The sequence below is a fragment of the Arthrobacter subterraneus genome, from assembly GCF_900099735.1.
In the GTDB taxonomy this organism is placed as follows: domain Bacteria; phylum Actinomycetota; class Actinomycetes; order Actinomycetales; family Micrococcaceae; genus Arthrobacter_D; species Arthrobacter_D subterraneus.
On sequence record NZ_FNDT01000010.1, the window covers coordinates 67,186 to 91,084 of the forward strand.

At 66.3% G+C, this 23,899-nt stretch carries 22 protein-coding genes and 1 pseudogene; 8 read left to right on the forward strand and 15 right to left on the reverse strand.

Translation table 11 applies throughout. The annotated features are described in order from the left end of the window. Positions 1–167 precede the first annotated feature (167 nt). Entirely contained in the window at positions 168–422 is a 255-nt protein-coding gene (locus BLS52_RS11720) for a hypothetical protein (protein WP_090586915.1), read from the forward strand. 16 nt (positions 423–438) lie between these two features. Here the strand turns inward: BLS52_RS11720 and BLS52_RS11725 are convergent, their stop codons facing one another. The 3 genes from BLS52_RS11725 to BLS52_RS11735 form a co-directional block, all read right to left on the reverse strand. Further along, a complete protein-coding gene (locus tag BLS52_RS11725) occupies positions 439–837 on the reverse strand; it encodes a VOC family protein (protein ID WP_090586917.1) in 399 nt (132 codons plus the stop codon). Positions 838–858: 21 nt separating this feature from the next. Next, positions 859–2,127 (reverse strand): multidrug effflux MFS transporter, encoded by a 1,269-nt coding sequence (locus tag BLS52_RS11730; RefSeq protein WP_245702832.1) that lies wholly within the window; start codon positions 2,125–2,127, stop codon positions 859–861. 68 nt (positions 2,128–2,195) lie between these two features. Then, entirely contained in the window at positions 2,196–3,635 is a 1,440-nt protein-coding gene (locus BLS52_RS11735; RefSeq protein WP_090586918.1) for a lipase maturation factor family protein, read from the reverse strand. 154 nt (positions 3,636–3,789) lie between these two features. Between BLS52_RS11735 and BLS52_RS11740 the strand changes: the two are divergent. Continuing rightward, a pseudogene (locus BLS52_RS11740) lies at positions 3,790–5,408 on the forward strand (SLC13 family permease). A 22-nt stretch (positions 5,409–5,430) separates the two neighbouring features. Here the strand turns inward: BLS52_RS11740 and BLS52_RS18845 are convergent. The 3 genes from BLS52_RS18845 to BLS52_RS11750 are packed head-to-tail and all read right to left on the reverse strand — an operon-like array spanning position 5,431 to position 7,851. Beyond that, on the reverse strand, positions 5,431–6,360 hold the full coding sequence (locus BLS52_RS18845; RefSeq protein ID WP_245702833.1) for a metallophosphoesterase family protein: 930 nt from the start codon (positions 6,358–6,360) through the stop codon (positions 5,431–5,433). 39 nt (positions 6,361–6,399) lie between these two features. Beyond that, the gene (locus BLS52_RS18850; RefSeq protein WP_245702834.1) at positions 6,400–7,101 is read right to left on the reverse strand and encodes a DUF7800 domain-containing protein; all 702 of its coding nucleotides are present in this window, start codon (positions 7,099–7,101) and stop codon (positions 6,400–6,402) included. Positions 7,102–7,149: 48 nt separating this feature from the next. Beyond that, positions 7,150–7,851, reverse strand: a complete 702-nt coding sequence (locus tag BLS52_RS11750) for a GntR family transcriptional regulator (protein ID WP_090586920.1) — start codon at positions 7,849–7,851, stop codon at positions 7,150–7,152. Between the two features lie 52 nt (positions 7,852–7,903). On the opposite strand from BLS52_RS11750, the gene BLS52_RS11755 reads away from it, so the two are divergent. From BLS52_RS11755 to BLS52_RS11770, 4 genes are all read left to right on the forward strand, one after another. Then, positions 7,904–10,783: an FAD-binding and (Fe-S)-binding domain-containing protein gene (locus BLS52_RS11755; protein ID WP_090586921.1), complete on the forward strand. Its 2,880-nt coding sequence runs from the start codon at positions 7,904–7,906 to the stop codon at positions 10,781–10,783. Between the two features lie 136 nt (positions 10,784–10,919). After that, the gene (locus BLS52_RS11760; RefSeq protein ID WP_090586923.1) at positions 10,920–12,158 is read left to right on the forward strand and encodes a hypothetical protein; all 1,239 of its coding nucleotides are present in this window, start codon (positions 10,920–10,922) and stop codon (positions 12,156–12,158) included. Positions 12,159–12,242: 84 nt separating this feature from the next. Next, complete coding sequence (locus BLS52_RS11765; protein WP_090586924.1) at positions 12,243–12,911, forward strand: class F sortase; 669 nt, start codon at positions 12,243–12,245, stop codon at positions 12,909–12,911. A gap of 58 nt (positions 12,912–12,969) precedes the next feature. Continuing rightward, a complete protein-coding gene (locus BLS52_RS11770) occupies positions 12,970–13,767 on the forward strand; it encodes a cation:proton antiporter domain-containing protein (RefSeq protein WP_245702835.1) in 798 nt (265 codons plus the stop codon). On the opposite strand, the gene BLS52_RS11775 is transcribed toward BLS52_RS11770, so the two are convergent. From BLS52_RS11775 to BLS52_RS11785, 3 genes are read right to left on the reverse strand one after another with little or no spacing between them, the layout of a single operon-like run. Further along, complete coding sequence (locus BLS52_RS11775) at positions 13,752–14,990, reverse strand: ROK family protein (RefSeq protein WP_139186262.1); 1,239 nt, start codon at positions 14,988–14,990, stop codon at positions 13,752–13,754. The two genes, BLS52_RS11770 and BLS52_RS11775, sit on opposite strands and share 16 nt — an antisense overlap. A gap of 30 nt (positions 14,991–15,020) precedes the next feature. Then, entirely contained in the window at positions 15,021–15,767 is a 747-nt protein-coding gene (locus tag BLS52_RS11780) for a DsbA family protein (protein ID WP_090586928.1), read from the reverse strand. Next, positions 15,695–16,219 (reverse strand): VOC family protein, encoded by a 525-nt coding sequence (locus BLS52_RS11785; protein ID WP_245702836.1) that lies wholly within the window; start codon positions 16,217–16,219, stop codon positions 15,695–15,697. The genes BLS52_RS11780 and BLS52_RS11785 overlap by 73 nt, the downstream gene beginning before the upstream one ends. Before the next feature lie 57 nt (positions 16,220–16,276). Between BLS52_RS11785 and BLS52_RS11790 the strand changes: the two genes are divergently transcribed. Further along, entirely contained in the window at positions 16,277–16,588 is a 312-nt protein-coding gene (locus BLS52_RS11790) for a putative quinol monooxygenase (protein ID WP_090587011.1), read from the forward strand. A 22-nt stretch (positions 16,589–16,610) separates the two neighbouring features. Here BLS52_RS11790 and BLS52_RS11795 read toward each other — a convergent pair whose 3' ends face one another. The 3 genes from BLS52_RS11795 to xylA form a co-directional block, all read right to left on the reverse strand. Further along, complete coding sequence (locus BLS52_RS11795; protein WP_090586929.1) at positions 16,611–17,633, reverse strand: LLM class flavin-dependent oxidoreductase; 1,023 nt, start codon at positions 17,631–17,633, stop codon at positions 16,611–16,613. A gap of 70 nt (positions 17,634–17,703) precedes the next feature. Beyond that, positions 17,704–19,092 (reverse strand): xylulokinase, encoded by a 1,389-nt coding sequence (locus BLS52_RS11800; protein ID WP_090586931.1) that lies wholly within the window; start codon positions 19,090–19,092, stop codon positions 17,704–17,706. Positions 19,093–19,206: 114 nt separating this feature from the next. Beyond that, positions 19,207–20,397, reverse strand: coding sequence for a xylose isomerase (gene xylA / locus BLS52_RS11805; protein WP_090586934.1), 1,191 nt, complete (start codon positions 20,395–20,397; stop codon positions 19,207–19,209). Positions 20,398–20,543: 146 nt separating this feature from the next. On the opposite strand from xylA, the gene BLS52_RS11810 reads away from it, so the two are divergent. Next, a complete protein-coding gene (locus BLS52_RS11810) occupies positions 20,544–21,716 on the forward strand; it encodes an ROK family transcriptional regulator (RefSeq protein ID WP_090586936.1) in 1,173 nt (390 codons plus the stop codon). A 69-nt stretch (positions 21,717–21,785) separates the two neighbouring features. Here the strand turns inward: BLS52_RS11810 and BLS52_RS11815 are convergent, their stop codons facing one another. From BLS52_RS11815 to BLS52_RS18535, 3 genes are read right to left on the reverse strand one after another with little or no spacing between them, the layout of a single operon-like run. Continuing rightward, positions 21,786–22,670 carry an EamA family transporter gene (locus BLS52_RS11815; RefSeq protein WP_217636748.1) on the reverse strand — a complete coding sequence of 295 codons (885 nt, stop codon included), beginning with the start codon at positions 22,668–22,670 and terminating at the stop codon, positions 21,786–21,788. A gap of 35 nt (positions 22,671–22,705) precedes the next feature. Further along, positions 22,706–23,077, reverse strand: a complete 372-nt coding sequence (locus BLS52_RS11820) for an Hpt domain-containing protein (protein ID WP_090586938.1) — start codon at positions 23,075–23,077, stop codon at positions 22,706–22,708. Between the two features lie 24 nt (positions 23,078–23,101). Continuing rightward, on the reverse strand, positions 23,102–23,830 hold the full coding sequence (locus BLS52_RS18535) for a class F sortase (RefSeq protein ID WP_175460157.1): 729 nt from the start codon (positions 23,828–23,830) through the stop codon (positions 23,102–23,104). Positions 23,831–23,899 lie beyond the last annotated feature (69 nt).

A 23,899-nucleotide genomic window follows, 5' to 3' on the forward strand; every position in this document is an offset into this window, starting at 1 on the left:
CTCCATTCGGTAACCATCAGCAGCCTGATTTCCCCCACGACCGGACCGCAGAAGGTAAGCTTACGAACGATCGAGTGTCTATCCGGGGGTAAGCCGGTTCCCCGGGTGTTCCCCAGAGCATGGGCATAAACCATTTCCCGGTTGCACGTTCTGAAACAGGCCTGAGCATGACGCAACATACCCAACAACACAGCACCTGGCTGGCGGCACACGAGGCCGAGGTGAGCGCCGATGATCTGTGGGTGCACTATTACAGCGTGGGCGGAAACGTTGGGGCCTTTGAGCTGGAAGCCTACCTGCACGGGATGTACCCCCTGCCGGTACGGGAGCGGAACACCATTGCGCTGGCTCTCAACGAACTGATTGATGACCTGCCGCAGCGTCGAAAAGCGGAATTTATGGACGGCCCGGAGCAGGACTAGCAACTCACGCGCAGCCTCACTGCGGTTCGTAGCCAATCAGCCAGTGCAGTCCATGGCGGTCAATGACCTGCCCGTCCGAGGCGGCCCACGGCTTCGGCGCGAGCGGGTCAACCACCGACCCGCCATCAGCGAGCCTGTCGAACCACTGGTGCAGGACCTCGGGCTCGGCGGTACCCAGCAGTGAGAGCATCAGACCCTGGAAACGGACGGGGGTGTCGCCCGGTCCTGCATCCGATCCGGCCATGGCTACGGTTCCGCTGAGCGTCCCGTGCGCGATCGCATCCGGCGGGCCGTCACTTCGGCCGAACTCCGCGAGGGTATGCAGGGACAGCTCACCGCCGAAGACATCCGCATAGAAGGTCAGAGCCTGCCGGGCCGTTCCGGGGAAACTCACGTAGATCTGGGGAGCTGTCATGGAGACAGCATACGCAGGGGTTCAGGCTGGGGTGGCGGCCCGTTCGTCCGGGACCTCGAAGGCCCTCCACCCGTCCCGGCGGAACACCGGCGTACCGAGCAGGAGTACGACGACGGTGAGCACCACTGCCCCGATCATCACCACGGACATGGACAGTGCATCTCCTCCGAGTACGCCCACCAGGGGGCTGACTATTCCCGCTACTCCCGATTGCAGCGCCCCAATGACCGCGGCTGCCGTCCCGGCCATCTGGCCATAGGAGTTCAGGGCCAGCACCGACGCGTTCGCCGGGATCATCCCCTGCGTGCCAAGTACCAGCCATAGCGCTGCAAGGAGTCCGATGACACCGCCGAATCCTGTCGCGGCGACGGCAACGAGGACCAGCGCAAACACGAGTTGTGCCACGGCGGCCGTCCGGAGGAGTTTGGCCGGCGCGATCTTGCGTACCAGGGTTGCATTGACCTGCGCCGAGAGCACCAGCGCCACACCGTTCAGCGCAAAGATGAGCGCGAATTGGCCCTGGCTGAGCCCGTACTGTTCCTGGAACACAAAGGGCGAGCCCACTACGTAACTCATGATCACACCCAGCCCAAGTCCGGGAATGACCGCGAGGGACATGAAGCGCCTGTCCCGGAGGAGCTGCCAGTACCCGGCGGTGACGTTCCGGACGTGCCCTGACCGGCGCCTTTCCGATGGAAGCGTTTCGGGCATGAAGCGCCACACAATCAGTACCAGCAGTACGCCGATCAGTGCCAGGGCGTAGAACACCGCCCGCCAGTGCCAGATTCCGGCGATAGCCTGCCCCATGGTGGGGGCGAAGAGCGGGGCAACCCCGATCACCAGCATGAGGCGCGAGAGCAGACGCGCAGCGTCAGATCCCACAAACCTGTCACGAATCACCGCGATAGCGACGACGGCGGCCGCCGCATTGAAGAACCCCTGAAGCACGCGCAGCACAATCAGCGTGCCGATATCCGGTGCGATCGAGCAGAGCAGTGAAATCACCACGTGCATGGTGATCCCGATGATGAGCGGCAGCCGGCGCCCGAACCGGTCGGAGAGGGGGCCAATGACCAGTTGGCCCACGCCGCCGCCCAGGAGCATCCCCGAAAGGGTGAACTGCACGGCCGCCTGGCTGGCCCGCAGATCTTCGGCCACCACGGGAAGCGACGGAAGATACATGTCCGTGGTTACCGCGGGCAGCGCGGCAAGAGCACCGAGCATGAGGATGTACTTGATTCCGGGCACGTACCGTGGGGAGCGGACCTGTGGCGGAGGCGGGTTGGTCACCTGAGCAACTCTAATCCGCTTTCACGCTGAGCGGTGGAGGAAATTGAAACGTTACTGCCCGGCCGGACTCAGCGCCGCTGGACGGCCCGCAATGACACCGGCTCCACGAGCGTGCCGGCTTCCTCCCGCATCCACCACAGGCCGTTGGCACGCTTTTCCTCCCGGGTGGAGAAACGGTAGCGGAACATCCGCGCCCGCACGTACCGCGGGCGCTCGCCGTTGAACGGGTCGTACCGCAGGAGTTTCAGGATCTTCGGATCCGCCTGCAGAAGCTTCACCAGCAGCGGCGTGAACCAGCCGCCGTCGGACCCTAGCGCCAGGAACCACATGAGCCAGTCCAGGCGCAGGTGGTAGGGAGCATACTGGCGGGGCATGCGTGACGGGTCGCCCGGCTTGCCCTTGAATTCGTACTCCTCCCAGCGGGAGCCCGGTGCGCCGTCGTCGGCTGTTCCCTCGATGATCACTTCATACCGGACCTTGGTGACGCTCCCGAAGGCACCGTAGGCATTGACCAGGTGGAATCGGTTGAAGCTGGCGTTCATCAGCTGCCGCTTCGCGAACAGGTTCAGCAGCGGCTGCCGGCTCAGCCAGACGATCAAGGCGGTCACCAGCACGACGACGGCCGCGAACCAGACCGGCGTGGTGCTGTAAGCGGGCGCAATGGTGAGGCCGAGGGTCTCGTAGAAGGAGTCAGGGACTGCGCCGAAAGCGAGGACTATGGTGATCCAGTTGAGCCAGGCGAAGTTTCCGGAGATCACCAGCCACGCCTGGGTGACGATGATGATGACCGCGGCCCATCCGGCGACCGGCTGCGGAGCGAAGAGGAAGAACGGCACCACCAACTGGGTGAAGTGGTTTCCGGCGACTTCGGCCTTGTGCAGCGGCTTCGGGAGCAGGTGGAAGAAGCGGCTGGCCGGATTCGGCATCGGCTGGGTCTCGTGGTGGTAGTAGAGGGCGGTGAGGTCGCGCCAGGACCGGTCGCCGCGCATCTTGATCATGCCCGCGCCGAACTCAAGACGGAACACCAGCCACCGGATCACCAACAACACCAGGAACGGTGGCGCCACCTCGTTGGACCCGAGGAACGCGACCAGGAACCCGGCTTCAAGCAGCAGGCTCTCCCAGCCGAAGCCATAGAACACTTGGCCGATGTTCACGACCGACAGGTACAGCGCCCACAGAGTCAGGAACGCGAGCATCGGCAGCCACGGTGGTCCGGACTGCGGTATTCCGATCACCAGCAGCGCGGCGACCCCGACACCGATCCAGCACACCGCCAGCAGCAGCCGATCCGAGTAGCGCCAGCGGAAGAACGTGGGGCCGGCCCGCTTTCCGGCCCGCTCGATGAACCGCGGGGCGGGCAAAAGACCGTTCTCACCGAGCAGCGCCGGAAACTGGTTGATCGCGGAGATGAACGCGATCAGATAGATGGCAGCGACACCGCGCTGGAGGATCTGCCTCCCCACCTCGTACCCCTCGGCGTCGAGCACGCCGCCCAACCACTCCATGATTCAACGAAACTCCTGCAGGATGGGGAGCGTCAAGGGGGCTAAAACTGTGACGCACTGCACCATCCCCAAATGATGTGGAGTGGATATGCCTTTCAAGCCGCAACCGGCCGGTAAAGACACCCGGCGCACGAGTTCCCTGTCCGGGGGCTCCATGAATCCTCCCGGTCCGCAGGAGCTTCAGGACCGGGATGTCGAGTTCAAATCGCCCGGCGAGCGTGCCCCCGCCGAGGATCCCAAGACCCACCGGATCAAATGGACCGGGTTTGCTGTTGGTCTTGGCCTGGCACTGCTTGTCTACTTCGTGATGCCCGCCGATCTGGCGCATCCGGCCAAACTGACGGCTGCCACGGCAGTACTCATGGGCGTGTGGTGGATGACCGAGGCCATTCCCATCCCCGCCACGGCGCTCCTTCCGCTGATCATCTTCCCCGTTCTGGGGGAGGACGTGGCAGTGGACGACGTCGGCGCCTCCTATGGCAGCAACATCATCTTCCTCTTCATGGGCGGCTTCCTTCTTGCCCTTGCGATGCAGCGCTGGAATCTGCACCGCCGCATCGCGCTCCAGACGGTGCGCGTGATGGGCACCAAACCGGCACAGATGGTCGCAGGATTCATGGTGGCCACCGCCTTCCTCAGCATGTGGGTCTCCGATACGGCAACCGCCGTCATGATGCTGCCGATCGGCGTGTCCGTCCTGCTGCTGCTCCCCAATCTGCTGGCCGACGCCGCGGCGGAAGGCAAAGCGGACGGTCATGCGCGTGGGACGGCATCTGATCCGGACCTGGAGGGGGCGGATCCGCAGAGTGCGGAAGTCAAGGACGCCATCATCAAGTCCAACTTCGGCACCGCTCTCATGCTGGGTATCGCCTACGCAGCCTCCATCGGTTCGCTCGGCACGATCATCGGGACCCCGCCCAATACGCTCCTCGTCGGGTACTGCAGGAGGAACATGACATCAGCATCGGCTTCGGGCAGTGGATGCTCGTGGGGGTTCCCCTATCCGTGGTGATGCTGACCATCGCCTGGTTCCTGCTCACCAAAGTCCTGTTCAAGCCCGAGATCGACCACATTCCGGGCGGCAGGGAGCTGATCGGCAAGGAACTCGCCCAGCTGGGACCCATGTCCAGCGGCGAAAAGCGCGTGCTCGCGATCTTCGCCCTGGCCGCCCTCAGCTGGGTCTTTGTACCGGTCATCTTCCCGTCCGCGCCCATCGACGACGCCGGGATCGCCATGGTGGTGGGCCTGCTGCTGTTCCTGCTGCCGGCCAGCGCGGCGCGCGGCGTACGGCTGCTCGACTGGGATTCCGCCGTCAAGCTGCCGTGGGGTGTCCTCCTGCTGTTCGGCGGCGGGCTGGCCCTTTCCTCCCAGTTCTCCTCCTCGGGCCTGACCGAGTGGATCGGCGAAAGTGCGGGAGCGCTGGGCGCCGTGCCGGTGCTCCTGATCGTGTTGATCTTCGCGACCGGCATCATCTTCCTGACGGAACTCACCAGCAACACCGCGACTGCGGCAACGTTCCTGCCCGTCGCCGGTGGCGTAGCGCTGGGCCTGGGGCTGGATCCGATGCTCCTGGCCATTCCGGTGGCGCTGGCGGCAACCTGTGCGTTCATGCTGCCGGTGGCCACACCGCCTAATGCCATCGCGTTCGGCTCCGGCTACGTGACCATTGGGCAGATGATCCGCGGCGGCCTGTGGCTCAACCTGATCGGCATTGTGCTGATCACCCTGGTGACCATGACGCTGGCGGTGTGGGTGTTCTCCATTACCTACTAGCGGCCGCGGACCGGCGGATTACTCAGTGAGGCTTTCGCGCCGCTACCGGGTGCGGGGCGATGGTGATCGACGTGACCTCCTGCAGCTTCGGAGCGTCATGGTGCCCATCGATGACGACGCCGGTGTCCCACCGCAGCTTCAACCCCTCCGCGGTCACCTCCAGGCTTGCGAGGTTGTTGTCGAACCATGGGTTCTTCAGCGTTGACCAGTGGAATGGCGGGTGTGGGGAGAACCGGGCGAGTACCCCACCGAGCGGGCCGGCAACCCGCCGCGACATCACCGCCGCAACCCAGCGGAGGGCGGGACGGAGCGGGTTCCGGATCGGAGAACAGACCGCCTGCAGCACCCGCGACTGCATGGGCCGGTCCACTTCCTCAATATAGGAGAAGTGGACATCCCCGGACAGGAAAGTCACGGTCTCGGGGGCAACGCCCCGCCTGCCCTCGGCAACCTCGGTTGTCATGGCGGCAATGGCACGGAAGCTGTCGGGGAATGCCGCCCAGTGCTCAAGGTCGATTGCCTGCCGGATCCACTCACCCGCCAGGGCGAGGCGTTCGCCCCAGCGGCCGTCGGCCAGCACAGCGTTCCAGTCTTCGATGTGATGGAGCCCGCGGGGGAGAAGGAACGGCAGGGACGTGGCGATGAGCAGGTGCCGCCGGTCGCCCTGCATCCGCTCGTCGAGCCACTGCAGTTCCTTCGGGTCAATCATGGAACGCCTGCCGGGTTCCAGTACCCGGGCCGCCCGGGAATCGAGGACGATCAGCCGGGTGTCACCGAAATCCCGGCAGAAGCTCCAGCGGTAGCGTTCCGGGTCCCGGTCAGCTTCATCGACGACCGCCTCGACGATGGGGCCGAGTTCGATCTCACCAGGCCCAGGATGGGACTGGATGGCCTGCCAGATTTCGTCGGCCGCTCGCTCCTCGGGTGAGAGGTTGCCGAGGTGCTGGTACACCCAGTAGGACGCCAGTCCGGAGACGATCCGATCCCGCCACTACGGGATCGTCGCGACCTTCTTCTTCCAGAGCAGCGACGAGTTCCAGTCGTCCCGGATGTCATGGTCATCGAAGATCATGGCGCTCGGGACGGTGGACAAAAGCCACCGGATTGCCGGCCCGGACCAGGCCAGCCGGTAGATCTGGGTGTACTCCTCGTAGTTGCGCAACTCCGCATCCAGCTTGGTGCTGATGCCGCGGTCGTTCCGGATGATCTGACGCATTTCACTGCTCGGCAGGTCGGCGTACACCTGATCGCCCAGGAACGCGATGAGATCCGGTGCGGCTTGCTCTCCCCGGTCCGCGAGGTGCAGGGCGAACGCCAGTAACGAGTCCACGCCGTGGGATTTGTGGGCGGCGAGGTCATTCACTTCGCTGGTTCGGCAGGAACCGTAGGAAAGGCGGAACGGCCGGTCGGGGTCAATCGTGCGGATCACGGGGGCAGGAAACGGTGACTCTTCCTCAGGCCACACCCGCTCGCCGTCGATCTCGACCGTGTAGGGCGAACTGGATCCGGGCTCCAGGCCGTCGACCTCAACAAGTGCGTAGTGGTGCCCATGTACGGAGAAGGTGGCAGCTTCCCATTCCCTGCCGGCAGAACTCACCCGGACCCGTGCGGCTGTGCGCGTTTCCACCCACACGCTCGCTGTTGTCTCGTCGACAAACCGGAGCATAGGGCCAAGTATCAGCGAGCTGTCCATAGGTCAGTTCTACCCGCGTGTTGGGTAGCCGCGCCATTGCAGGCACGCTCAGCCGACGTAGTCCTCCCAGAGGCGGTCGACGTCGTCGTTCTCCGTGGCCGCCCCGCGCAGCAGCAGCTTTCCCGTTGATTCGAGGTGCCGGCGCATTGCGCGTGCGGCGGCCTCGGCGTCACTATGCTCAACGGCGGTGAGGATGGGCAGGTGCTCGGCGTAGACCTCCTCAAGCGACCGGGAGGTGCGGATCGTGGACATTCCGACGAGGCGGGTTGCGTCACGAAGGTTCGCAATGATGCGGATGGTGCGGCTGTTGCCCGCAAGGTTGAGCAGGAGGCCGTGAAGGTGCTGGTCGTGGAGGAGGAAGGTGCCCTCGTCGCCGTCGAGCACCGCCTGCTGCATGGCCTCGCGTTCCTTCTCGAGTGCCTCGCGGTCCTGGGGGCCGGCACGCCGCGCCGCGTGGGCAGCGGCCGGAACCTCAAGGGCCACCCGAACCGCCATGATCTCGGCGAGCTCGCGGGCGCCGGGCAACACCACGCGGAACCCGCGGTTCTTCTCGATCGTCACCATCCCGGTCTCCGCCAGCCGCAGCAGGGCCTCGCGGACCGGGCTGCGGGAGACGGCCAGCCGGTCCGCCAGCTGGTACACCGAGTACAGCTCACCGGGTACAAACGTGCCGTTCCGGATGCCGTCACGCACCGCTTCGATGGTGCGTTCGGTGAGTGACGGCGGTCGCGGCGTCGGTGCGGCAGGCATGCACCCAGCCTAGCCGTGTGCGCGGGGCCTGCGTAGTAGTAACATGTTACCCATGGCGACGACGCTCACGGCACCCAGGTCCCTTGTATCCGAACTGCAGTCGCGCGGTGTTGCGGATGCGCGGGCTGACGCAACCTCCCGCGCCGTCTACTCCAGCGACGCCTCCCTCTACCGGATCCAGCCCGCCGCTGTCGTCTTCCCGCGGCACCTCGACGAAGTCCTCACCACCCTCGAAGTGTGCCGCGAACGCGGAATCCCGTTCACCTCACGCGGCGCCGGCACGTCCCTGGCCGGAAACTCGATCGGCCGCGGGGTCGTCATCGACTTCAGCCGCCACCTCAACCGGGTCCTGGAGTTCGACGCCGAGAGCCGGACCGCCGTTGTGGAACCCGGCGCCGTGCATGCCACGCTCCAGAAGGTGGCGCTCGCCCATGGCCTCCGGTTCGGTCCTGACCCGTCGACGCACACGCGCTGCACCGTGGGCGGCATGATCGGCAACAACGCGTGCGGATCGCGGGCGCTCGCCTATGGCCGGACAGCTGACAACGTCACCCATCTCGAGGTGATGACGGGATCGGGCACCAGGCTCCGGCTGGGAGCCGGGGACGCGCCGTCGTCCGCTGAAACGGACGCGCTTCGCTCGCTGGTGGGCGAGAACCTTGGGACCATCCGCACGGAACTGGGCCGGTTTGGCCGGCAGGTGTCGGGCTACTCGCTGGAGCATCTGCTGCCGGAGCGCGGATTCGACCTGCGCCGGATGCTCGTGGGCAGCGAGGGGACGCTCGCCGTGGTGCTTGAAGCGGGCGTCCGGCTGGTGACCGACGCGCCGCACAAGACCATGGTGGTGCTTGGGTTCGCGAACATCGGCGACGCCGGTGACGCGGTGACCGCCGTGCTGCCGTTCAAGCCCACCGCGTGTGAGGGGCTGGATTCGCGGATCGTGGAGGTGGTGCGCTCGCGGAAGGGGCCGCAGGCAGTGCCCGAACTGCCCGGTGGGGCGGCCTGGCTGTTTGTTGAGATCTCGGGTGACGACGCCGCCGAGGTCGCCGACCGGGCAGCAGCGGTCAGCCGGACCGGCGCCGCCACGGACTCACGCATCATCACCAACCCCGCCCAGGCGGCAGCGCTGTGGCGGATCCGCGAGGACGGCGGGGGGCTTGCCGGCCGCTCGCCGGCAGGTGCACCGGCCCACGCGGGGTGGGAAGACGCGGCCGTCCCGCCGGAACGGGTGGGGGACTACCTCCGGGAATTCGACGATCTCCTCCTGACCCACAACCTCACGGGATTCCCGTTCGGCCACTTCGGAGACGGCTGTGTGCATGTGCGCCTGGACTTCCCGTTCCAGCGCGACGACGGCGCCGCCGCCTTCCGTGCCTTCCTCACCGACGCGGCACGGCTCGTGGCCTCCTACGGTGGATCCCTCTCCGGCGAACACGGCGACGGCCGTGCCCGCAGCGAGCTTCTGCCGTACATGTATACGCCGGCCGCGCTCTCGCTCTTCGGCAAGGTCAAGGGCATCTTCGACCCGGACAACATCCTCAACCCCGGCATCCTGGTGGATCCCGAGCCACTCGACGCCAACGTTCGGGTTGCAGAGGCAGGACCACTGCGCTCCGGCCTCGCCTTCGGTTATGAGCACGACGACGGCGACTTCAGCCAGGCGGTCCATCGCTGTACCGGCGTGGGCCAGTGCCGCGCCACGCAGCGGAACAGCCATACCGTGATGTGCCCGTCCTACGTGGCGACGCTGGAAGAGAAGGACTCCACGCGCGGCCGTGCCCGGGCGCTGCAGGAGATGATCAACGGAAGCGTCACCGGCGGCGCGGCCGCCGGCCACAAACAGGGCAAGCCTAACTGGCGGGCGCCGGAGGTCCATGATGCACTCGACCTCTGCCTGTCCTGCAAGGGCTGCGCCTCGGATTGCCCCACAGGAATCGACATGGCCTCCTACAAAGCGGAGGTCCTGCACCAGAGCTACAAGGGTCGGATCCGGCCGGCGTCGCACTATTCGCTCGGCTGGCTGCCACGGTGGGCTTCGCTCGCATCGGTTGCGCCGCGGGTGGTGAACGCCCTGATGAGCCTGCCCGGCCTCGGGAAGCTGGGGCTGCGGGTAGCAGGCGTGGACCAGCGCCGAAAAATCCCCGCCTTCGCCCCGCAGACGTTTCACAAGTGGTTCGCCGGCCGACCCGTCAACGCGTCCGGGGGTCGACCGCCCGTACTTCTCTGGGCGGATTCCTTCACCAACAACTTCTCCCCAGAGGTCGGCAAGGCGGCGGTACGGGTGCTCGAGGACGCAGGCTACGAGGTGCGCATTCCGGAGAAGCCGGTGTGCTGCGGGCTCACCTGGATCTCGACCGGGCAGCTCGACAGCGCCCGGAAGATCCTGCGCTCATCCGTGAACACCCTGAAGGAGTATGCCGAGCAGGGGATTCCCATCGTGGGGCTTGAACCCTCGTGTACCGGTGTGCTCCGCTCGGACTCGATCGAACTGCTGGGCCGTGCGGAAGCAGGGAAGGTTGCCGCGGCCACGCACACCCTCGCGGAATTGCTTGCGCAGACGCCCGGGTATGAGTCGCCGTCCTTGGAGGGGACCACCATCGTTGCGCAGCCGCACTGCCACCATCACGCTGTAATGGGGTGGAGCCCGGATGCGGCGCTGCTGGAAGGCGCGGGCGCCTCGCTGCAGAAGCTCGGGGGCTGCTGCGGCCTGGCTGGGAATTTCGGGGTCGAACGCGGCCACTATGAGATTTCCGTTGCGGTGGCCGAGCAGCAGCTGCTGCCGGCGGTCCGCGCCGCAGCCGATGACGCCGTCGTCCTTGCTGACGGCTATTCCTGCCGGACCCAACTGGAGGACCTCAGCGAGCGGAAGGGAATTCATTTGGCGCAGCTGCTGGATCAGGCACAAAGTGCGCAGCGACCCGCCAAAGCATAACGGTTGCATAACACAATAAGCGTATTTACCTGTTGAGGTTTTGATTGCGGTAATTGTTGGAGGGCCTTGATTGCCACTCGCAACAATTGGGCGCGGTTGGCGACGACGCCAACGTCCACTCGTACAGGGGAGAACCATGAAAGCACGCAAGCAGCTTCTCGCTGCAGGATCCACCGTCACGCTCGTTGCGGGCGGTGCTTTTTTTGCCGCGACGCCGGCCGCAGCCGTTCACGAATCGCCGGAGTGCCTCACGGCGCAGAGCCAGTTCACAGCTGCCCTCAATAATGCAGGGATTACCGCGGACCTGGAGGTGCAGCTCGCCGTAGCGCTGCAGAACCTCATTGACGCGCAGGAAACGCTTGATCTGCTGACGGTGGAGGGTGCGCTCACCGTGGAGGAGCTCGAAGTCCTGGTGACCGAGGCGCTACTGACTGTCGAAACCGAGCAGCTTCCGAACCTCAATGCCATCATTAACGCCAACGCGTCTGCGGGCAGCGCAGTAGGAGAAGCCCAGGCCCTCCTCGAAGTTGTGTTGGGCGGACAAATCGATCAGGTGACGGCGGATGCGCTGCTGGAGCTGGGTATCGACGTTGAGGATTTCCTCCTCGCTGCAGCGTTGGATATTGACGGTCTTACTGCGGCCATCAACGCCGCTGTCACAGGGGGCGACCTCACACAGGTCGAAGCAGATGCGCTCCTCGGCGACCTGGCCGACGGTGAGTTGACCCAGGCCTCCGTTGACGCGCTGTTCGACGTCGGCATCGTTTCCAGTGAATTCCTGCTTGAGGCAGAGGTTGACCTCGTAGCGCTCGAGGGTGCCCTTCGCGACGTCATAGCTGACCTTGAGATCCTCGTTGACGACGCAGCAACGGCACAGTTGCTGGTCGACCTCCTGGCCAGCGGCGATATCGAGGGATTGCTCGCTCTTGAAGCCGAGCTGGACGCGCTGCTTGGTGACGTGGACCTTAGCGCCCTGATTGATCTGCAGAACCAGATCGTCGCGGCCGACGCAGTTCTCCAAGCCGAGGCAGACCTTGCTGCGGCGGTCGCCGTCGTCGAAGGCCTCCTCATTCAGCTCGAAGGGCTGGACATCGACCTGCTGGAGCTGGAGGCACTCTTCAACGCGGCGATCGATGCCTGCACCGAAGCAGGAGCCGTGGGCGGCGTTGGCACCGACGGCGGTACCGGAACCGGGACCGGCGGCGGCGCAGTCACCACGGGCGGGGGCACCGGTAGCGCTAATCGCGGAATGAACGTTCAGACAGCCGCAACAACAACCGACACCGACCCCGCTGGGATCGGCGTCCTCGCAGCAGGTCTGGGCTTCATGGTTGTCGCCGGAACGCTGGCAGCCCGCCGCGTCAGCAACAGCTAGCATTACGGGACACGTCGGGTGAGGGGTGCCGTCCAGCGGACGGTGCCCCTCACCGCACCACCACAGGGAAAAGATCGCAGGAACATGAGTACTACCGACACCCGGACCCAACCGGAGGGTCGTAAGCGGCTGGTCCTTGCCGCCGTCGTGCTCCTGCTCTTCCTGGCTCTGGTGGTGGCTGCGCTGCAGCTGTTCTCCGGCCCGGGAGCGTCCCCGACCACGGCTCCGACGGCGGTTTCGGCAACGTCCGCCCCGGCAAGTCCGACCCCCTCACCGGTTCCATCGGCGCCCGCACCGCCGCCTGCCCTGCCGACCGCGTCCGCGCCGACCGCGCTCATCATCGAGTCGGCGGATATCAACGTCCCGGTGTTGCCGCTCACTCCCACGGAGGCGGACCTGGCTGCACAGTCGCTCGTCCCGCCGGAGACCCTCGACGGCTACTGGCTCACCAACTACGGCGCGCCCGGTGAGGGGTCCAAGGACACCGTGTACGTCACGGGCCACAGCTGGGAGGGCCGCGAAAGCCCCTTCAACCGGCTCAGTTCCGACGTTGAAGTGGGAGACTCCGTGACACTCACGACCGCCGAGGGGGAGATCGACTACGTGGTGGACACCATCACCACCCACAACAAGGACACGCTGAAGGACAGCGACATCTGGGACATCGTCCCCAATAGGCTCGTACTGATCAGCTGCTACACCGAGGACCTGTGGGGAAAGAACGTGATTGTCACTGCGACCCCGATATCCTAGATGACCGTTACCGGGGCAGCGGAGACGAAGGTAGGGGGACGTTCTGACCATCAATCTGGTGTTGGCGCTCTTCGCCGGGGCAGTGCTGGTGCTCTCGGCGTTCTCAACCCTGACGCAGAGGGTCAGCTTGCCCGGCCCTGTACTCGCACTGCTGTTCGGGGCTTTGATCGGCCCTTATGCCCTGGGCATCCTAACCATCGAGGACTTTGGAGTTCCGACCGGCACACTGCTTGAGGAGGCCGCGCGCATCACCCTCGCCATCGGACTGACCGGTGTTGCCCTTCGGCTGCCGCACGGCTACTGGCGGAAGAACCTGCGCTGGATCGCCGCCATCATCCTCCTGGGCATGGTCGGCATGCTGGTCGTGGCCACGGGCGTGCTGTGGGCGCTCCTCGGGATTCCGTTCCTGCTGGCACTCCTGCTGGGCGCCATCATCACCCCGACCGACCCTGTGGTCACCACACCCATCGTCACCGGTTCCCTGGCCGAGGACCGCATCCCCGAACGTGTCCGCCACAACCTCTCCGCCGAGAGCGGCATCAACGACGGACTCGGCTATCTCTTTGTGATGCTGCCCATCCTGCTGCTGACAAAGCCCGGGGTGGCAGGGCAGGAACTGCTCGTGAAGGTGCTGCTGTGGGAGGTGCTGGGGGCCGCGGTATTCGGTGTACTCGCCGGATTTCTGCTGGCCAGGCTATTCGTTTGGACGAAGGGCGCCGGGTTGATGGAGGAGTGCTGCCCGCCGCCGTCGTTCCGGAAGGCCGTACGTGTCCCGCCAGCCAGCGTTCGGCCTGGCGTACCAGCAGTTTCTCCTTCGATCTTCCGACGATGCCCACTCCGTCAGGGGGCCCTGTGAAGCTCGATCTCCAGCGCGTTGCGCCGCACCCTGTCCAGTGCGGCGTTCACCGCGCCGGTCAGCACAATGTCGCCGGCCAGCGATGACGCCACCACCCGGGGCGGAAAGTGCGACGTCGCTGCCACCTTTTGCTCGATCTGCTCCGCAAGGCGCGCTATGGACGGCGCCACGGCGCCGCCGATAACCACGGTGTCCGGATTGAGCAGGGACGCGAGGGTAGAGATGACGCGGGAAAGCCGCTCGGCGAGGCGCTCCACGATCTCGAGAGCGACGGCGTCACCCGCCTCCGCTGCGGCGAACACGGCCTCGGCGGATGGCTTGGTCTTCTTCGACATGCCTTTGGACAGCACGGTCCGGCGGCCTGCTGCAACGGCATCGGACGCCCACGCGCGGGCCAGCGGAGCGATGGCTTCCGGGCTGCCCACGCCTTCCACCAGGTCGAGGTAGTGCATTTCGCCCCCGCCGCCCAGCGAACCGTGCAGGAGATGTCCGTCCTCGATGATTCCGGCGCCGAACCGTTCGCCGGCAAGGAGCACCAGAAAACTGCCGTCCGGATCGACCGTGCCGTTGTAGCGCTCCGCGAGAGCCGCGAGGTTGGCATCATTTTCGATGAAGGACCTCCAGTGCGGGCGGCCGGCAAGCACCGCGGCCCGGTCAACGGACATCCGTTCCCAGAACGGGTTGCCGGTGGGGATGGTCCCGCGGCGGCTGACCGGGGCGGGGATGCCGAAGCATACTGTCAGCACCTGCGCGGGATCGATACCGCCGTCGTCGAGCGTTGTATCAATGGCGCGCTGCAGCGCCGCGGTCCGGGGGGCGGGATCGGGATCGTCAAGATCGGCGGCGAACGCGGCGCCGCCGCGCCCCTTCACGTCCCCGCGCAGGTTCGCGGCGACGCTGCGGATACCGCTGTATCCCGCGTCGACGCCGATCACATAGCCCGCGTTGTCATTGAGGGCGAAATGCCGGGCGGGCCTGCCCTTGCCGGTTGCGGCCCGCGCCGGCTCCTCGACAATCCATGCGTCACGGAGAAGGTCGTCGCAGACCCCCAGAACGGTGGCCCGGGTGAGCGACGTTGAGCTGATGAGCTCGTTCGCCGTGAGAGTGCTGCCGGAGGGGACCTGCCAGATCGTGTCGAGGATCAGGCGCGCGTTGGAACGCCGCAGCATGTTGGTCGACGATGCGGCCGCGGGGGCTGCGCGCCGGGATTCGGGTACGTTCACCTACCCAGTTAACACGCTGGGGCGTCGGGACTACTTTTTCTGCCGGCGGCTTCCGCCGTGCCAGTCCTCCTCGATCCCGGTCTCGGCGTCGGTGATCCCGAAACTGCGCAGCTGGGGCCGCTCCCGGAGGCTGCGCTTCAGCTCGGCGAAGCCGGGGAACCGGGCCAGGGCCACCACGTGGTCCCACAACTCGGCGGCTTCGCTGCGGGAGGGGAGCCTGCTGATGACCGGGCCGAAGAAGGCCACGCCTTCCGGCGGCTCGAAGTGGATGATCGGCGTGCCGACGTCCTTGCCGGTCCGGGAGAGCGCGTCGTCGGTTTCAGACTGGATGACGGCGTCGAGGGAGCCGTCGTCGAGCGCGTCCGCCAGCGACGGCGGCAGGCCGGCTTCCGCGAGGATCGGTTCCAGGAATTCGCGGGTGCCGTGGTGGCCCGTGGCGCCGGACTGGGACTCCTCGTCCCGTTCCGTATCAAAGATGTGGGCGCCGAGGCGCGCATACAGCGTGCCGACGGCGTCGGGCCCGTGTTCCTGGCGGGTCCGCGCGGCGACGCGCAGCAGGCGCAGGCCGGCGGTGTGGCCGGCCTCGTAGCCTTCGGGGAAGTGTGAGTCGTAGTCGACCGACGCGTTGAGCAGGCGCAGCGAGATGAAGCGCCATTCGACGTCGTAGCCGCGTTCTTCCATCACCAGGCGGACCCATTTGCTAGTCATCCAGGCGAAGGGGCAAACAGGGTCGAAGTAGAAGTGGATGTCGGCGTTCTTCTCAGTGGCAGCGTCCATTCGGCCACTATAGGGGCGGGAGCTAGCCGAGTTCCACGCCGCCGTTGTCGTTGATGCGCCAGGCGGGGTTGTGGGCGATTTCCCAGATCACGCCGTTCGGGGTCCTCGACATGGGCATGGAAAATCCCGCCGAACCGGCTCTGCTGGGGTTCCTTCAGGACGGTGCCGCCCGCGCCGGTCATGGCCCCGACCGTGCTCCGGACGGCGTCCGAGCTGTCCACGTTGTGGGAGAGGGTCATGCCGGAAACAGCCGGGGCGGTGGTGCCGCCGAGATCCTCGGCGAACTTGGCGGCGTCGAACAGTCCCAGAAGAAGCCCCGGCGCTACCTGGTAGAACAGGATCTCGCCCGGCACATCGAGTTTGGGTTCCCAGCCGAGGCCCTCCTGATAGAAGCTGCGGGCGGCGTCGAGGTCCCGGGTGGCGAGAGTGATGAAATGAAGCTGCTGGTCCATGGTGGGGAGCCTAGTATGGCGGGGGACCTTCATCCAGACTGTGAAAGCGAGACACCTATGTCGATTGTTGTTACCGCGGTTTTTACGCCCAGTGAGGGCGCCTTCGACCAGGTGGTCGAGGCGCTGCGCCCTGCCATCGCTGAGGTGCATGAGGAGCCCGGTTGCCTGCTATATGCCATTCACGAGGCACCGAACGGTGACATCGTCATGATCGAGAAGTGGGAATCGGTGGAGTCGCTTGACGAGCACGGCGCCGGCGAGGCCGTGCAGCGCCTGGGCGCCTCCCTTGAGGGGCTGCTGCAGAAGCCGGTCGAGGTCACCCGGTTGACGGCTATCCCGGCCGGGACGGCCGCCCAGGGCGAGCTCTAGTCGGTCAACACCCCGGCGGGTCTCAAACCTTCCGTTCCCACCCGATCGCAGAGGCAACATGCTCCGCGATATTGCGAAGGAGTTTGGCGTTGTAGTCCACGCCGAGCTGGTTGGGCACCGTCAGCATGAGTGTGTCGGCGGCGCGGACGGCGTCGTCGTTGGCCAGTTCCGCGGCGATCCGGTCGGGCTCTCCGATGTAGCTCTTCCCGAATCGGGACATGGCGCCGTCGAGCACGCCCACCTGGTCGCGGGTCTCCCGCAGGGCGCTGAGCGCGAAGTACCGGCGGTCCTCGTCATCGACGATGGGTATGACGCTCCGGCTGACGGAAACCCGTGGTTCGAAGTTGTGGCCGGCGGCGGCCCATTCCTCGCGGAAGAGCTGGATCTGTTCGGCCTGCAGCTGGTCGAACGGTACGCCGGTGTCTTCGGTGAGAAGGGTGGAGCTCATGAGGTTCATTCCCTGTCCGGCCGCCCAGACGGCGGTCTTCCGGGTGCCCGCGCCCCACCAGATTCTCTCGCTGAGTCCGGGGGAGTGCGGCTGCACGGGGAGGAGTCCGGAGCCCTGGCGGGGGTCCGCCTGGGCGATCCCGGCGCCGCTGATGGCGTAACGGAATACCTCCGTGTGCCGGCGGGCCATGTCCGCGGGCTCTTCGCCGTCGGCCGGTACGTAGCCGAAGTTCGCTGCGCCGTTGAGCGCAGGTTCGGGGGAGCCCCGACTGATGCCGAGCTGCAGCCGGCCGCCGCTGATCAGGTCGGTTTCCGCTGCTTCCTCGGCCATGTAGAGCGGGTTCTCATAGCGCATGTCCACCACGCCGGTGCCGATCTCAATCCGCGAGGTGCGGGCTGCGATCGCCGACAGCAGCGGGAACGGCGCAGCCTGCTGGCGGGCGAAATGGTGGACGCGGAAAAACGCGCCGTCGATGCCGATCTCCTCGGCCGCCTCAGCGAGTTCGATGCCCTGGATGAGCGATTCACGCGCGGTGCGCGTGCGTGACCCCTCCAGCGGGGACCAATGGCCGAAGGACAGGAATCCGATGCGCTTCATACCGGCCACAACCAAGGACGACGGCGGCGCATTCCTTGTGTGGGTCTTCCCTCCGCTGATGCTGTGAGGCTTAGGCTGTTGCCGCCCGCTCCCGGTACCTGCCCAGCACCTCGGGGGTGGGCTCAATGTCTGCCAGTTCGACGCCGGTTGTCCGCCAGGCGGGCAGCGCGCCGGTAAGCGCTCCAGCTGCCTGCCGGGCGGCGCCGTCGGCCACGTACTCGCCGGGTTCCGGAACGGATACCGGCAGTCCGAAGACGGCGCCCACCGAAAGGCGCAGTGCTTCGGAGCGGGCGCCGCCGCCTACGAAGATGATGCGCCGCGCCACAACCCCGACGTCGGTGAGCGCCTTGAGTCCGTCCGCGAGGGAGCAGGCAACGCCCTCGACGGCCGCCCGCGCCACGTTGGCCGGCGTGTAGTTCTGCAGCGTCAGGCCGTGGAGTGATCCGGTGGCGTCCGGGAGGTTGGGGGTGCGCTCGCCGGAGAAGTATGGCACCAGGGTCAGCCCCTCCGCTCCGGGGGGAGCCTGCAGAGCGAGGCGCGCGAAATCTTCATGGTTCACGCCCAGCAGGCGTGCGGTCGCGTCAAGCACCAGCGTGGCGTTGAGCGTGCACACCAGCGGCAGGTAATTTCCGGTGGCGTCGGCGAAACCGGCCACCAGGCCGGTGGAGTCCGACGTCGGACTCTCGGCCACCGCAAAAACCGTGCCTGACGTGCCGACGGACACGACGACGTCGCCCTCCGCCGCACCGACCCCCAGTCCCGCTCCGGCGTTGTCACCGCAGCCGGCTCCGATGAGCAGTCCGTCGGGTGTCTTCCGGAACTCAAGCGGCCCGAGGACCTCCGGCAGGATGGGGACGTGCCCGAGGGTGCTTTCGAGAACGTCCGCCAGGTACCCGGTGGACGGTGCCCAGTAGCCGGTACCGGAGGCATCCGAGCGGTCGGTGGCCAACGCCCTCAGCCCGTCTTCGCCCGAGCCTGGGCCGTAGCCGGCGAGGCGCCAGCTGAGCCAGTCGTGGGGGAGGCAGACCGCCGCCGTCCGCGCGGCGTTCTCCGGCTCGTTGTCCGCGAGCCAGCGGAGCTTTGTCGCGGTAAGGGACGCCACGGGCACGGTACCGGTGGTCTCGGCCCACCACTGCGCGCCTCTTTCCTCAACGAGAGCCGCCGCGGCCGGGGCGGACCGGGTGTCATTCCAGAGCAGGGCCGGGCGGACCACCCCGCCGTCGGCGTCCAGGCACACCATGCCGTGCTGCTGTCCGGCAACGGACACGGCGGCGACGTCGTCGAGCCCGCCCGCCGCCGCGATGGCTTCCTGCAGGGCCGTCCACCAGGCGTCGGGGTGGACCTCGGTGCCGGGCGGGTGCTGCGCTGAGCCCTGACGCACCAACTCGCCGGTGTCCGCGTCACGGATCACCACCTTGCAGGACTGCGTTGAGCTGTCCACTCCGGCTACCAGGGCCATAACATCTTCCTTCGCTGCTGCTGTGAAGTTTTGTCGCCTAACTGCTGCTAAACCGCGTCAAAACGTCAGTTAGGCGACAAAAACTCCGCTGTGGGGTGGGTGTGGAGTCTCTTGCTAGGCGCGGGCGCCCAGGAGGTGCTCCATTGCCAGCTGGTTCAGCCGGACAAACGCGAAGGAACGCTCCGAGGCCTTGTCTACGTCGAAGTCCTCGAACGCGGTGCGGTCGGACAGGAGGTTCGCGGTTGTCTCGCCTGCAGATAGCGTGGTCTCACCGAGTTCGACGACGCCGGAAACCTTGAGCGCCTCCTGCACCTCGGCGTCGGCGCGGAAAGCCAGCGCGCGCTCCTTGAGCAGGAGGTACATCGCCACGTTGGCCTTCGCGGACTCCCAGACGCCGTCGTAGCCATCGGTGCGGGACGGCTTGTAGTCGAAGTGCCTCGGGCCGTCGTAACGGGGACCGCCGTTGGGGAACCCGTTCTCGAGGAGATCCACCGTGAAGAAGGCGCTGGTCAGGTCGCCGTGGCCGAAGACGAGGTCCTGGTCGTACTTGATGGACTTCTGGCCATTGAGGTCGATGTGGAACAGCTTCCCCGCCCACAGGGCCTGCGCGATTCCATGATTGAAGTTGAGTCCGGCCATCTGCTCGTGACCCGTTTCAGGGTTCACGCCCACAATGTCGCCGTGTTCCAGCTCGGCGATGAATGCCAAAGCATGCCCGACCGTCGGCAGGAAGATGTCGCCGCGGGGTTCATTGGGCTTGGGCTCGAGTGCCAGGCGGATCCCGTATCCCTTCTCCTTGATGTAGCCGGCGACGGTGTCCACGCCCTCTTTCATGCGGTCGAGGGCTGCGGCGAAGTCCTTGGACCCGTCATATTCGGCACCCTCGCGGCCGCCCCACATCACGAAGGTTTCCGCGCCGAGCTCGGCTGCGAGGTCAATATTGGTGAGGACCTTCCGCAGCGCGAATCGCCGGATGGAGCGGTCGTTGCTGGTGAAGCCGCCGTCCTTGAAGACCGGGTGGCTGAACAGGTTGGTGGTGACCATGGGGACCTTGAGCCCGGTCTGATCGAGTGCTTCGCGGAAGCTGGAATGGATGCTCGCCCGCTGCTGGTCGGTCGAGCCGAACGGCACGAGGTCGTTGTCGTGGAACGTGATGCCGTATGCACCGAGTTCGGCAAGCCGGTTGACTGCTTCAACTGGATCGAGCGCCGCACGGGTGTCGGTGCCGAAAGGGTCGGTGCCGGTCCAGCCGACGGTCCAGAGGCCAAAGGTAAAGCGATCCGCGGGGGTGGGCTGAGGTGACATGAAGTACTCCGCACTGAGTTGAGATGGATAAGTTCGTGACTAAAACATATAGCTAAGACGGGCGGGCGTCAACGGCTGGTGCCGAAGTGTTTCCCAATGACGGTGCTATGTTTACGTCCAGTACAAATTGACGGCAGGGGAGTCGAATGAGCGAGCGCAGCGGCACGGAGGACCTCCGCCGTCGTAATCTCTCGGCGGTCCTCACCGAGGCGCACCGGCACGGACCGCTGACGCGCGCGGCGCTTGTTCAGCGGTGCAGTCTGACGCGCTCGACCATCGGAGCGCTCGTCGGCGAGCTGTCAGCTCTCGGCCTGGTCTATGAGACGGACGCCGCCGCAGCGCGCGTGGGCAGGCCAAGCCCTCTGGTCCATGCGAGTGAGCGCGTCGTGGCGCTCGCCGTCAACCCGGACGTGGATGCCGTGACGGTCGGGGTCGTCGGGCTCGGCGGGAAAGTACACCGGCGCATCCGCTACAGCACGTCGTCGGTACCCACCCTGCGTGAAGCAGTCAACATCACCCGCGCGGTAGTCGAAGGACTCTCGGTGGAACTGGCCGGAGCCGAGCATGTGGCCGGCGTCGGTCTGGCCGTTCCGGGGCTGGTCAATGCGGGTGCAGGCGTTGTGCGTCTGGCTCCGCATCTCGGCTGGAAGGAGGCCGACGTCGTCGGGCCTTTCCAGGAAGCGCTCGGCATGCCGGCGGTGGCGGCCAATGATGCGACGCTGGGGACCCTGGCCGAGAGCATCTTCGGTGCGGCCGCGGGATACCGCGATGCGCTCTATCTGAACGGCAGCGCGTCGGGGATCGGTGGAGGGGCCATCGTCGGCGGCGTGCCGCTGGGCGGAGCCTCCGGGTATGCCGGCGAGTTTGGGCACATGGTGATCAGGCCGGACGGCGAAGCGTGCCACTGCGGACGCCGCGGCTGTCTCGAGACAGAGGTCAATCTGGAGCGGCTGCTGAAGGTGGTCGGGCTGGAGCGGGCCGACGGCGATCAGCTCGAGGACGCGCTTGGCCCCGGGCTGCCGTTTCCCGTGCTCCGCGAGATCCGCCGCCAGACAGACCTGCTCGCGGTCGCGCTCAGCAATCTCGTGAACGTTTTCAACCCTGAGGTCATTGTGCTGGGCGGGTTCCTGGGCGTGCTGCTCGATGCGGACCGGGAGCGGCTGGGTACGGCCGTTGCCCAGGGCCCGATCAGCGGCCTCGGTGCCGAAGTGCGCCTTGAACGTGCCGCCCTCGGGTCCGAGCTACTCCTCGTCGGTGCAGCGGAGGCCGTGTTCGCCGGTCTCCTCACCGAACCCAGGAGCATCGCCTCCCACCCGTGAAGTTTTTGTCGCCGTTCTGCCGTTAAAGCGCCCGGATAACAGCAGAACGGCGACAAAAACTCCAGTGGGTCAGGGCGCCGGGGGAGCTGCGGCTTCCGGTCCCGGTGGACGCCGTCGTCGTACCCCGACGGTCACTCCCACCGACGCAGCCGTGACCAGGATCAGGGCAATAATCTCGCGGGTGCCAAGCGCCTGTGCCAGCACCAGCAGCCCCGCGAGAGCCGCCATCGCCGGACCCAAAGCGGACAGCACCCCGAACACCCGCGTGGACAGCCGCTGCAGGGCGAGCATCTCGAGCGCATAGGGGAGTGCGCTGGACAGCAGCGCCACGCCCACGAATACCGGCAGTACCACCGGCGAGGCCAGCACCCCGCCGAGCGCGGCCGTGGCTCCGAACGGCATCGCGATGACGGCGCCGATCGCCATCGATACCGCCAGCCCCTCCACGCCGGGGACAAGCCGCCCCACCCGCGCGCTGGCCAGGATGTAGACCGCCCAGAACGCACCGGCACCGAGGGCAAAAAGGATGCCGGCAAGCGGCAGGTCACCGCCGTCGTCGAACCCCAAAAGAACGACGCCGGCAAACGCCAACAGTGCCCACGCCGCGTCAGCGATGCGCCGGGTTTGGACCAGAGCAAGCAGGAGGGGGCCCGTGAATTCCAGCGTCACGGCAACGCCGATCGGAATGACACCGATGGCGAGGTAGATCAGGCTGTTCATCCCCGCGAGTGCGATGCCCAGCACCGTAGCGGCGGCCCACTGCTCGCGCTTCCAGCCGCGCACGTTCGGACGGACGGCGATGAGCAGAATCAGCGCGCCGAACACCAGACGGAGCAGCACCGCGCCGGTGGGTCCCACCGCATCGAACTGGGTCCTCGCCAGCGCCGCCCCGAACTGTACGGAGAGGACGGCCGCGATCATCAGCACGGGAGCGGGAATGGAAGAGGTGCGCATACCTCCATTCTGTCCGGCTCAACCGGCCGGCCGGTTCACCGCTCCGTGTTGACGTACTTTCGAGTCAGCTCCCGGATGGTCGCGGCGGCGCAATCCTTCATTTCGGGCAGACCTTCAGCGACTGCACCGAGGTCTCCGCGCTTCAGGGTGGACTCGAGATCCGCTGTCAGCCGGGCCAGCCGGGTGGCGCCGATCATGGTGGCGGTGATCCGCACGCTGAGCAGCGCGTCGAGGGAAGCTGCTGCGTCTCCGCCCTCCACCGTGTGGACCAACCGGAGGTATCTGTCATCCCAGTAGGCGATGAAGTCCCGGACAAAGGAGCGGGCCGGGGCAGGGTCGTCGAACTCGTCCTCCAGTCTCCGCAGCACGCTCCAGGTCACCAGCGGAGGGCGTTTGTTTGCTGCCATGAGTGTCTCCGATCAAGGTGGGGGTCAGGGAACCGGGGAGGCGACAACGACGACGTTCTTCCCCCACAGGTCCTCGGTGTAACAGCTGATGAGGACCAGCCGGTTTGGAAGAATGCGCCAGATATCGCTGTCTTTCAGCGTGGATTTCAGGAAGGTGGTCACTGAATCGACCCGATAGGTCAGGACGCCCGTGGCCGTAGTCACCGTGAATGTTTCCCCGGGCGTTGCGCCGCTGCTCAGCCGGTTGAAGGGGGCATCCCGGTCCTCCCAGCTGTGTCCGATGACGTAGGTTGTGTTGGTCGATCCGTAACCCGGGGTGCCGAAGGATGAAAGCCAGTATCCATCGAGCGTGAACGGCGGCACGAGGGACTGGGTTTCCCGGGACGCCTGGTCGATTTCCATGGGATACACCGCGACGTCGATGCCCGCCGCTGCATACTCGATCCGTAGCGGAGGGGAGGCGAGCGGTCCCTGAATTTCGGTGGGAACCGGTGGCGGAGGAGCCGCTTCTGCCTGCTGCCGTGGAACGGAGCGGTTCACGGGCTCAGGGGTGAGGGCGTCGTCGGGCACGGTGTCGACGATCCGGACCGCAACGGCAGGCGTGTCGGTGAGTACTTTGGCGGTCGACGACGACGGTAGGGAAAGTGCGAGGAACGCCAGCAGCAGCGTGAGGATCACCGCGGTGGTCTTCGACGCCGGTGCCGCGCGGTGGTGCGCTGAATGCCCGGGCGTCGAACCCTGGTGGGTGTTCATGCCCTTTCCCTTCGCCGTAGGTAAAAGGGGAGGCGGGGAGTGTGCACAGCCTCCGCGGTACACACTCCC

What these genes read in the sequence shown, in the direction of transcription:
- BLS52_RS11720 (WP_090586915.1), top strand. Translation starts at nt 168, where the DNA reads ATGACGCAACATACCCAACAACACAGCACCTGGCTGGCGGCACACGAG.
- BLS52_RS11725 (WP_090586917.1), bottom strand. Translation starts at nt 837, where the DNA reads ATGACAGCTCCCCAGATCTACGTGAGTTTCCCCGGAACGGCCCGGCAG.
- BLS52_RS11735 (WP_090586918.1), bottom strand. Translation starts at nt 3,635, where the DNA reads ATGGAGTGGTTGGGCGGCGTGCTCGACGCCGAGGGGTACGAGGTGGGG.
- BLS52_RS18850 (WP_245702834.1), bottom strand. Translation starts at nt 7,101, where the DNA reads ATGGACAGCTCGCTGATACTTGGCCCTATGCTCCGGTTTGTCGACGAG.
- BLS52_RS11750 (WP_090586920.1), bottom strand. Translation starts at nt 7,851, where the DNA reads ATGCCTGCCGCACCGACGCCGCGACCGCCGTCACTCACCGAACGCACC.
- BLS52_RS11755 (WP_090586921.1), top strand. Translation starts at nt 7,904, where the DNA reads ATGGCGACGACGCTCACGGCACCCAGGTCCCTTGTATCCGAACTGCAG.
- BLS52_RS11760 (WP_090586923.1), top strand. Translation starts at nt 10,920, where the DNA reads ATGAAAGCACGCAAGCAGCTTCTCGCTGCAGGATCCACCGTCACGCTC.
- BLS52_RS11765 (WP_090586924.1), top strand. Translation starts at nt 12,243, where the DNA reads ATGAGTACTACCGACACCCGGACCCAACCGGAGGGTCGTAAGCGGCTG.
- BLS52_RS11780 (WP_090586928.1), bottom strand. Translation starts at nt 15,767, where the DNA reads ATGGACGCTGCCACTGAGAAGAACGCCGACATCCACTTCTACTTCGAC.
- BLS52_RS11785 (WP_245702836.1), bottom strand. Translation starts at nt 16,219, where the DNA reads ATGGACCAGCAGCTTCATTTCATCACTCTCGCCACCCGGGACCTCGAC.
- BLS52_RS11790 (WP_090587011.1), top strand. Translation starts at nt 16,277, where the DNA reads ATGTCGATTGTTGTTACCGCGGTTTTTACGCCCAGTGAGGGCGCCTTC.
- BLS52_RS11795 (WP_090586929.1), bottom strand. Translation starts at nt 17,633, where the DNA reads ATGAAGCGCATCGGATTCCTGTCCTTCGGCCATTGGTCCCCGCTGGAG.
- BLS52_RS11800 (WP_090586931.1), bottom strand. Translation starts at nt 19,092, where the DNA reads ATGGCCCTGGTAGCCGGAGTGGACAGCTCAACGCAGTCCTGCAAGGTG.
- xylA (WP_090586934.1), bottom strand. Translation starts at nt 20,397, where the DNA reads ATGTCACCTCAGCCCACCCCCGCGGATCGCTTTACCTTTGGCCTCTGG.
- BLS52_RS11810 (WP_090586936.1), top strand. Translation starts at nt 20,544, where the DNA reads ATGAGCGAGCGCAGCGGCACGGAGGACCTCCGCCGTCGTAATCTCTCG.
- BLS52_RS11815 (WP_217636748.1), bottom strand. Translation starts at nt 22,670, where the DNA reads ATGCGCACCTCTTCCATTCCCGCTCCCGTGCTGATGATCGCGGCCGTC.
- BLS52_RS11820 (WP_090586938.1), bottom strand. Translation starts at nt 23,077, where the DNA reads ATGGCAGCAAACAAACGCCCTCCGCTGGTGACCTGGAGCGTGCTGCGG.
- BLS52_RS18535 (WP_175460157.1), bottom strand. Translation starts at nt 23,830, where the DNA reads ATGAACACCCACCAGGGTTCGACGCCCGGGCATTCAGCGCACCACCGC.